The sequence below is a fragment of the uncultured Intestinibacter sp. genome (assembly GCF_902468165.1).
In the GTDB taxonomy this organism is placed as follows: domain Bacteria; phylum Bacillota; class Clostridia; order Peptostreptococcales; family Peptostreptococcaceae; genus Intestinibacter.
Genome location: NZ_CABQXJ010000100.1, coordinates 1 through 9,021 on the forward strand (window position 1 = coordinate 1; position 9,021 = coordinate 9,021).

General features: G+C 30.5%; 8 protein-coding genes. 4 read left to right on the forward strand and 4 right to left on the reverse strand.

Features of this window, described 5'->3' with window-relative positions:
- Positions 1-838 precede the first annotated feature (838 nt).
- Positions 839-1,432: a 30S ribosomal protein S4 gene (rpsD, locus tag RDX53_RS13140; protein ID WP_195930178.1), complete on the forward strand. Its 594-nt coding sequence runs from the start codon at positions 839-841 to the stop codon at positions 1,430-1,432.
- 135 nt (positions 1,433-1,567) lie between these two features.
- Here the strand turns inward: rpsD and RDX53_RS13145 are convergent, their stop codons facing one another.
- Positions 1,568-2,725 (reverse strand): SpoIIE family protein phosphatase, encoded by a 1,158-nt coding sequence (locus tag RDX53_RS13145; protein WP_307994309.1) that lies wholly within the window; start codon positions 2,723-2,725, stop codon positions 1,568-1,570.
- Positions 2,725-4,446, reverse strand: coding sequence for a [Fe-Fe] hydrogenase large subunit C-terminal domain-containing protein (locus RDX53_RS13150; RefSeq protein WP_195930176.1), 1,722 nt, complete (start codon positions 4,444-4,446; stop codon positions 2,725-2,727). Before RDX53_RS13150 ends, RDX53_RS13145 begins: the two co-directional genes overlap by 1 nt.
- Positions 4,447-4,789: 343 nt before the next feature.
- On the opposite strand from RDX53_RS13150, the gene RDX53_RS13155 reads away from it, so the two are divergent.
- From RDX53_RS13155 to RDX53_RS13165, 3 genes are all read left to right on the forward strand, one after another.
- Positions 4,790-5,785, forward strand: a complete 996-nt coding sequence (locus tag RDX53_RS13155) for an SPFH domain-containing protein (protein ID WP_295675018.1) — start codon at positions 4,790-4,792, stop codon at positions 5,783-5,785.
- Positions 5,786-5,791: 6 nt separating this feature from the next.
- On the forward strand, positions 5,792-5,977 hold the full coding sequence (locus RDX53_RS13160; RefSeq protein WP_195930174.1) for an Arc family DNA-binding protein: 186 nt from the start codon (positions 5,792-5,794) through the stop codon (positions 5,975-5,977).
- 70 nt (positions 5,978-6,047) lie between these two features.
- The gene (locus RDX53_RS13165; protein WP_195930173.1) at positions 6,048-6,362 is read left to right on the forward strand and encodes a YbjQ family protein; all 315 of its coding nucleotides are present in this window, start codon (positions 6,048-6,050) and stop codon (positions 6,360-6,362) included.
- 163 nt (positions 6,363-6,525) lie between these two features.
- Here RDX53_RS13165 and RDX53_RS13170 read toward each other — a convergent pair whose 3' ends face one another.
- Both RDX53_RS13170 and RDX53_RS13175 read right to left on the reverse strand, forming a co-directional pair.
- The gene (locus RDX53_RS13170; protein ID WP_195930172.1) at positions 6,526-8,250 is read right to left on the reverse strand and encodes a [Fe-Fe] hydrogenase large subunit C-terminal domain-containing protein; all 1,725 of its coding nucleotides are present in this window, start codon (positions 8,248-8,250) and stop codon (positions 6,526-6,528) included.
- 289 nt (positions 8,251-8,539) lie between these two features.
- Positions 8,540-8,878 carry a zinc ribbon domain-containing protein YjdM gene (locus RDX53_RS13175; RefSeq protein ID WP_195930171.1) on the reverse strand — a complete coding sequence of 113 codons (339 nt, stop codon included), beginning with the start codon at positions 8,876-8,878 and terminating at the stop codon, positions 8,540-8,542.
- Between the last annotated feature and the right edge of the window lie 143 nt (positions 8,879-9,021).

The following is a 9,021-nucleotide window of genomic DNA, read 5'->3' on the forward strand; positions in this document are numbered from 1 at the left end:
AATTTATTGATTTTTATACTCGTAAGTTATATTTTTTAATCGATTATTTAAAAATCTTCAAAAAAGAAAGCTCTTTAAATATTAATACTTATCATATAGACAATATTATAAAAATAAAAAAATATTTTAAAGTAAAGAATAATTTTAACTAAAAAAATAAAGGTAAATAATTAATATACTTAAAAAGAATACAGTTTATGGAATAAATTTGGAGAAAAACTAAAAAATTAAAAAAAAATTCGATAATGATAATTAATATCATTTACAAAACAAAAAAACTCTGTTATAATAAAACCAGGCTAAGGAAATGACGATAGTTTAAATATTTTTAAATAGAGAAATCGAGTTAAGTGTGGTAGCTATCGAGATCTATTAATATTTAAAGTTATTGATTAGTATAATAAATCTTTATAAAAGATAATACTATTTCTAGATTAAGTATGTATTTTGCGCGTTACATATAAATCTACTTTGCGTTATAACCAGTATGCCTAATGATTATACGATTCTTCAAAAAAGCTGATGCAATTTATTTTGTATCAGCTTTTTTAGTTTTAAGTAAAACTAAAGCAAAAGATAAAGTCGCTTGTGGATTAACGAAGTTAATTTGAAGCAACGGATGAAGTCGCCCGCGTATGAACGCAGTGAATTTTAAGCAACGGACGAAGTCGTTGGCGCCATGAACGCAGTGAATTTTAACTTTCTCTAACAAAAATACATTAAAAATACATATTGTTTAATAATGAAAATCATTTACAACCATAAAAATAAGTGCTATAATGATATTGGCTTTAAAAATTATCGCGGCAAAATATAATTTTTAAGGAGAACAACAAAAATGGCAAAAATGATGGGACCAAGATTTAAACAATGCAGACGTTTAGGATTAAATGTATGCGGACATCCAAAAGCAATGGATAGAGCTGGAAGAGGAACTTCTAGAGCAGACAAAAAACTTTCACCATACGGACTTCAATTATTAGAAAAACAAAGATTGAGAGCTTACTATGGAGTATTAGAAAAACAATTTAGAAACTATGTTAAAAAAGCTGAAAAGTCTAAAGAATCAACAGGTACAGCTTTAATACAAATGTTAGAATGTAGATTAGACAACGTAGTTTATAGATTAGGATTCGCTAACTCTATAAGACAAGCACGTCAAATGGTGGTTCACGGACATATACTAGTGAACGGTAAAAAAGTAGATATACCTTCTTTTGCAGTACAAGTAGGTGATGAAGTTACTTTAAGAGAAAAATCTAGAACTAATGTAATGTTTAAAGAAAACTTTGAAAATGGTGCTTTAAATCAATATCCTTACTTAGCTAAAGATATGGACAAATTCTCAGGTGTATTAACAAGATTACCAGAGAGACAAGAAGTGCCAATCGAAATTGACGAAATACTAATCGTTGAGTTCTACTCAAAATAATATCTAAGATATAATTTGGGCAAACTACGTTCAATTTCGTCCCAATTACTTCACTCAAGAACTACAAAATCGCAAAAATCCAATTTCGGGTTTTTGCGATTTTATTTTTTTAAAAATTATATAATTTTTACTCAATTAATAATATTCAATAGTCACGATTTTGCCCAACTTCACTAAAATCTTTTCTAGCTCTCCAATTACATGAAGTCTTAGTTCCAAATCTCTTTGAAACGATATTTCAGCATTAGCAATATTTAAAGATCTTCCAACTAATAATTTTATATGTGAGGCACTGTATAAAAGTTTTGCCATTTGGGAAGCGCCATCTTTAGCTTTAAATATATTGCTATCTAGTGATTTAGATAGTGATTTTAATCTATCTATAGTTTTTGAAAGAGTTAGAACACCTTCAGTAACTAAGTTTATTCCGTGGATATACGCAATTGGAGGGACTTCTTTATCGTATATTTCTGTACTTGATTTAACTTCTACGCCTAGCTCTCGTGCGACTATTTGTGAAGTTGTCCCACCAGATACAATTCTAATATCAGCATTAGTCATAAGTTCATGCACAACTTTGGCGTCGTCTTCTTTGTGAGACGGTGGTCCAGTAAATAATTTAACTTTTTTCGGTTTAACAGCCTTTAATACGCATACTGTTGTATCATCTCCGGGCTCAAATAAATACATTTGGTCACAAACACCTAATAAGTTGTTTTTTATATCAAGAGCTGACATAGATTCTCTTACATTAATTTTGAGATGTTTGGCGATATCTTCCCATTTCCAATTTAAATTAAGTAATTGACCAGCACTTGCATAAAGTACCCCATCGCTTACAAATACTAATACGTCGTTTTCTTTTAAATCTATACTGGCCTCACGAACAGATTTACCACAGATATCTTTGTGAGTATAGTGTATTTTTTCAATTTGACCCCTTCTCAAGAAAAACGTCTTAGGACCGTCAAACTCAGCAATATAGGCCTTATTGTGGTCTGTTATCTTTACGATAGTAAAAGTAGAGTAGGCGATGTTTTTTTGTGCATCAATAGGCAAGGTCTGGATAATTGTTTCTACAGTTTCTTCTATAGAAAGGCCATTTTTTATCATTGTAAGAGCTATTGTAGAAGTAAGAGTAGACAATATATTGGCTTTTACACCGCTGCTTAGCCCATCTGACAAAACAGCAACGCTCATATCGTTATCGACATAAAATTCAACATTATCTCCACAAAGTTCTTCTCCATATTTAATAAGACTTCCTGATGCAAAATCAATAAAATATCTCATTATTCTTTTCCTTCCTCATCTAAAATGAAATTTTTAAGTTTGGTTAAAGTGACTTTTGTCTCAGCAGTTGTTTCACCTAGCAAACTGGCAATCTCCTGAGCAACAGTCATTTGTTTTGCAATTACTTGTTGAGCCATTTCTACAGTTTCCATTTTTAAATTTTGAAGTTTTTTCTCTGCTCTTTCATCTTTGGTAATATCTACAGCCAGCCACAAAAACATCTGGTTTTGTTCTAACCAATATATTGTTTGAAGTAGGGTAGAGTCGTCGTATTCTTCAAAAGTGATTTTTTCATTTCTGACATTTTTTCTAAATGTTCTAACATGTTCAAATTCATCATCATCTAAATACATTCCAATTGGCATGCCGTTAGCCTCGTCTTTTTTTATCTTAAAAAACGACTCTGCGGCAGGATTTAATTCGATAATCATCATGTCTTTGTCGATAAGCCCAATTAAATTAGGCGAGGATTCACAAATTATATTAGATAAGCTCTCGGCTTTATTTCTCATATAAGGAAGACACATTGACGGTTCTGCAAGTCCGTTAAATACTGCTATTGCTTTCTCGCGACATGTTCTATAACCACAACTACCACAGTTTAACTCATCGGAGCGGATAGTTTTTCCCATTGTCTTTAAAATCTCCCTAATTTCGTATTCTGTCGGTTGTTCTAGATGGAAGGGTTTAGGTGGATATTCCTTATAAAGCAAAACATCGAGTGCAATATCTTGGTATGGGTTGTCTACTGCATTTGCTTGGAATAAATCTATATATTTCTGTTTATTATTTATTAAATCTCGCTTAACTTCAAAAAAGCATCTATCATCTTTGTCCAAATCAGAACCATAAAGACAACCATGATTGCACGCATTCATTTCAAAAAATGTATTTTCAAATTTATTATTTCTTATAGAGTTTAAAACACTTTTGCAATCTTCAATACCATCAACACAGAAAACTGTCTTTTTCGGATTTTTCTTTTCTAAAAAATCAGCAGTTTCTCCTGGTATTGGGAATAATATTTTATCATTACATACGTAGTCAAATGGCTCAATTGGAAAGTCCTCTAAATTTATTTTTTTAGATTGAATCCATTTTTGTAGCTCATAAAAAGTCAAAACTTCATCAACACAGATTTCTTTAGCTGCATCGGTTTTCTTTGCAACACAGGGACCGATAAATACGACCTTGCTTTCTGTACCGTATTTATGCTTAAGAAATCGCCCATGGCTTATAAACGGAGGCACGACTGGAATAATTGAGTCAGTTAATTCGGGATAGTGCTTTTGAATAAGGTGATCGATTGTAGGACACATAGAAGTAATGTAGTTTTTGTTGTCGTCCTTGTCTGCATAATTATTGTATATATCAAAAATAGGTTTTGTTGTAATTCCCGAGTCTTCCACATGATTAAAACCGAGATGTCTAAGAACTGCTGGTATTTTTAAACTTTGGTTGCCAAATGCTGATGCAAAACTAGGAGCGACTGATGCAATTACATTTTCACCACTTTTTATAAACTCCTTTACTGAACTTATACTCATTTTTTCCACTCGATAATGTTGAGGACAGGCTTTTGAGCATCTCCCACAAAAAATACATCTATCTGCAAGGATATCGGCTTGGCCATCTTTTATAACTATTGCATCAGCAGGACATACTCTGACACAAGCATAGCACTCACGACATCCTTTTCTAGCAAATTTAGAATTGGACATTTAAAATTCCCCCTTATAAAAATAAATAGCCCTTAACTCAAGTAGAGCAGTATATCTTTTACAGAAAATATGTTTATCTAAACTGTAAAAGTAAAAATTTTCTTATTAGAATTATACTATATTTTCCACTTGTTTACTATTGTACATAAGTTACAAACGAAGGTGTAAATATCATAATTTATAAAGTTGGGTCATGATATTTGGTTATATATGGTAAAAGTTACAATAATGTAACTGGAAAATAAATAAATAAAAGATTATTATTTAAGTATAAAAATGATATCAAAATAATATCAAAATTATACTTAATAATATTTGTAAGAAGTAATTAGGAGGGAAAACTATGGGTGAGAAAAATTTATTGAAACAAGATAGTTCAATTGAAGAAAAGGAATTAAACCCTATAAGTGGGTGGATAGCTCTTTTTATAGGAATATTATTTATCTTATCACCAGTGTTTGGGTTCATAAACTTAGTTAATACTGAAAATGATATATTTTTAATAGTTACAATAATTTTATTTATTGTAGCGATATTTATATTTTGTGGTTTAAAAATAGTAAATCCAAATGAATCTATAGTATTTGTCTTATTTGGTAAATACTACGGGACAATTAAAAAGCCAGGTTTTTTCTTTGTAAATCCATTTGTAAGTGCGATAAATCCAACTTATGAATCACAAGTTACTAAGTTGAGTAAAGTTGGTGATAAGGATTCAGAACAAGAAACTACAACATCAAATACAAAGAAAATATCTTTAAAAGCTATGACTCTTAACAACCAAAAACAAAAGGTAAATGATGAATTAGGAAATCCTATAATAATAGGAACAATAGTTATTTGGAGAGTTATAAATCCTACAAAAGCTGTATTTAACGTAGAAAACTACAAGACATTTTTATCAATACAATGTGACTCTACAATAAGAAATGTAGCGAGACTTTATCCATATGACTCAGAAGATACAGAAGACTACAGTGAAAAGTCTCTTCGTGGAAGTAGTCAAGAGATAGCTGATAAATTAAAAGAAGAACTTCAAAAGCGTGTAGAAATTGCAGGTATAGAAGTAGAAGAAGTCCGTATAACTCACTTATCTTATGCACCAGAAATTGCCGCAGCAATGTTACAACGTCAACAAGCAGAGGCAATAATAGCAGCTCGTAAAAAAATAGTAGAAGGTGCTGTTGGAATGGTTGAGATGGCGCTTAATTCTCTAAGTGAAAAAGAAGTTGTTGAGTTGGACGACGAAAGAAAGGCTGCTATGGTGAGCAATTTACTTGTAGTATTATGTGGAAGTAAAGATGCACAGCCAATAGTAAATAGTGGTTCAATTTATTAGATAGTTATGGCTGATAAAAAGGACAAAAGCAAAAAACAAATTTTGCTTAGAATTTCGCCAACTCTGTGGAATGAGCTTGCTCAGTGGTCAGAAGATGAATTTAGATCTATAAATGGACAGATAGAATACCTGCTTACTGAATGTGTAAAAGCGCGCAAAAAGGGAAGTAAAAAATCAGATAAAGATGAGTAAAGCTGAGTTATATTTTGTTAATGAGAATATATAATTAAAAGTGTAGAAATTATTTTTAGGGGGAATAAAAATGATAGTAGTCACAACAGAACAAATACAAGGAAAAGAAATAAAACAAGTTATTGGGGTTATGTCTGGTGGAACTGTTCAATCAAAAAATATCGGTAAAGATATAGGTGCAGGACTAAAAGGATTAGTCGGTGGCGAAATGAAATCATACACTCAAATGATGGAAGAGGCCAGAAATGTAGCACTACAAAGATTGATAGATAAAGCAAGTGATGCTGGAGCAAATGCAATTGTAGGAATGAGATTTATGACTTCATCAATAATTCAGGGGGCTAGTGAAGTTATAGCTTATGGAACAGCAGTAGTAGTTGAATAATATTTATTAAAATAAAAAATAAAGGAGTATGGTGTTAAAATGCCAAACTCCTTTTTATTTATAATTTTTATGATGAAAATGAATTAATGATCTTTGATTTTTTGTTATAAGTTTATTTCACTATTATCGTATTAACTTATAGACTAATTAATTTACTTATTTATTATTCATCTTCATTCTCAATATCTTCATTTATCAAGTTTTTTAAACGGCTTAAGATGACTTTTGTCTCTGCTGTTGTTTCACCAAGTAGTCTTCCTATCTCCTGACAAACACGCATCTGTTTATTTATGACAGTTTGAGCGAGGTTTATAGTATCTTCTTTTATTTGATCATTTCGGATTTTCTTTTCGATTTTTTGTGTAATATCATATGCCATCCAAAGAAATATTTCTTCATCATAAAGCCAAAATATATCTTGGGATAGAGTTTTATTCATATCTTCAATAGGAACTATATTATTATAGATATTTTTATGATTATGTATACAATCATAAAAGGCATCATCGTCAACATACATAAAAATAGGGCAATCTATATAGTCATCATTTTTTATATCAAAAAACTCTTTGGCCTTGCTGTTAAATTCTAAAATATTCATCTCTTTATCTATAAGACCTATTAAAAAAGGTGATGATTCAAATATAGAGTTTGCTATATTTTCAGCTTTTTGTCTCATATAAGGAGAGCACATGTTCACTTCAGAAATATCGTTATAAATTGCAACAGCGTGCTCTCGGCAAGTTTTATATCCACAGCCACCACAGTTTAACTCATCTGTTATAATTGTTTTACCCATAGATTTTAAAATAGAAGTTAATTCATCTTTAGAAGGCTCTTTTAGATATACCTTTTTAGGTGAAAAGATTTTTTCTAGAGGTGTTTTATATAGATAATCTTTATATGGATATTTATCATCAAAGTCTCTATATTTTATTTTGCATTTTTGTCTATAATTTCTTAAATTAATTTCTCTTTCTTGATAAGTTGTGTTGTGATTATCAAGTCCAGAGCCATTTAGACAGCTATGGATACAAGCACTCATCTCAAAGATTGTATTAGTAAAACGACCTTCCTCCAAAGCGTGGAGTATATCTATACAATCGCTTATACCTTCTACAGTTATAACTTTTTTTACTGGATTTTTATCATTTATAATGCGTGTTGTCTGTCCAACTAGCGGAAATAACAATCTATCTTTGCAAATAACATCGAATTCACTTTCTTCAAGTTCGTCCAAATTTATATTTTCGTTTTTTAGCCATTTTTCTAGCTCGGCAAAAGTCAACACAGCATCTACACTTATATCAGTAGAGCCTTCATCTTTTTTAGCAAGACAAGGTCCTATAAATACAACTTTTGTGTCGGTATGGTATTTACTTTTCATAAGTCTAGTATGACATAAAAAAGGAGATACGATAGGGATTAGGTTTTTTGTAAATTGGGGAAAGTGCTTTTCGATTAAGTTATTTATAGTCGGACAAAAACTAGTAAAATAATTTTGACCATCATCTAAATCTGCATACTTATTATATTCTTCTAATACAGGATTAGTTGCAATTACAGTTTCTTCAACATATGTAAATCCCAGCTTTTTTAATGCAGTGGGGATTTTGTGACTGTTTTCGCCGAATATAGATACAAAGCTAGGTGCTATAGAAACAGCGATTTTATTTTTATTCTTTAAGAATAACTTGATTTTTGATACTTCAGATTTTAATATTGATTTCTTTTGAGAACAAGCCTTAGAACACTCATTGCATACAATGCATCTTTCTTTTAAAATCTGTGCTTGCTCATTTTTAAATTTAATTGCATTGACAGGACACACACGAGCACAAGCATAACAGCTCTTGCATTTTGTTTTTCTAAAATTAACATACCACATAAGTTTTCCTCCAAGGATATAAAATTTTCCCAACCTCAGAGCATTATAGTTTTTAAATAACCCCAAATAAAGACAGCCTCTAAATAGATAATATATTTCAATTATACTATAAATTAAAAATTTAACAATTTCGAAATTGTTATTACCGTATAAAAAAATTCACTTTGTTCATATCGCCAACGAATCAAAGATTCCGTTGCTTAAAATTCACTTCGTTCATATCGCCAACGAATCAAAGATTCCGTTGCTTAAAATTAAAAAAGCCAGCATATTTGCTGACTTTAGTTAATTAAGCTTTTTTTACTACTGAAGATTTAAGTTTCATAGCTCCGAAACCATCTATTTTACATTCTATATCATGTCCGTCAGCAGCATCTGGAACTAATCTTATGTTTTTAACTTTAGTTCCTATTTTTATTGAAGAAGAAGCTCCTTTAACTTTTAAGTCTTTAACAACTGTTACAGAGTCTCCGTCGTTTAAAACGTTTCCGTTAACGTCTTTTATTACGTTTTCTTCTTCTTGAGCACTTGGATTCCACTCGTGAGCACATTCTGGGCAAACTAAAAGTGATCCATCTTCATAAGTGTATTCAGAATTGCATTTTGGGCAATTTGGTAAATTTTCCATTATAAGGTCCTCCTAAAATTTGAGTATTCGAAATTATATAATACCATAGCATAGGTTTTACTTCAAATAATAATTTATGCTATATAGTAAATTATATTTATTTTATGAAATACAAATATTATATTTAATAGTATTTTAAATAA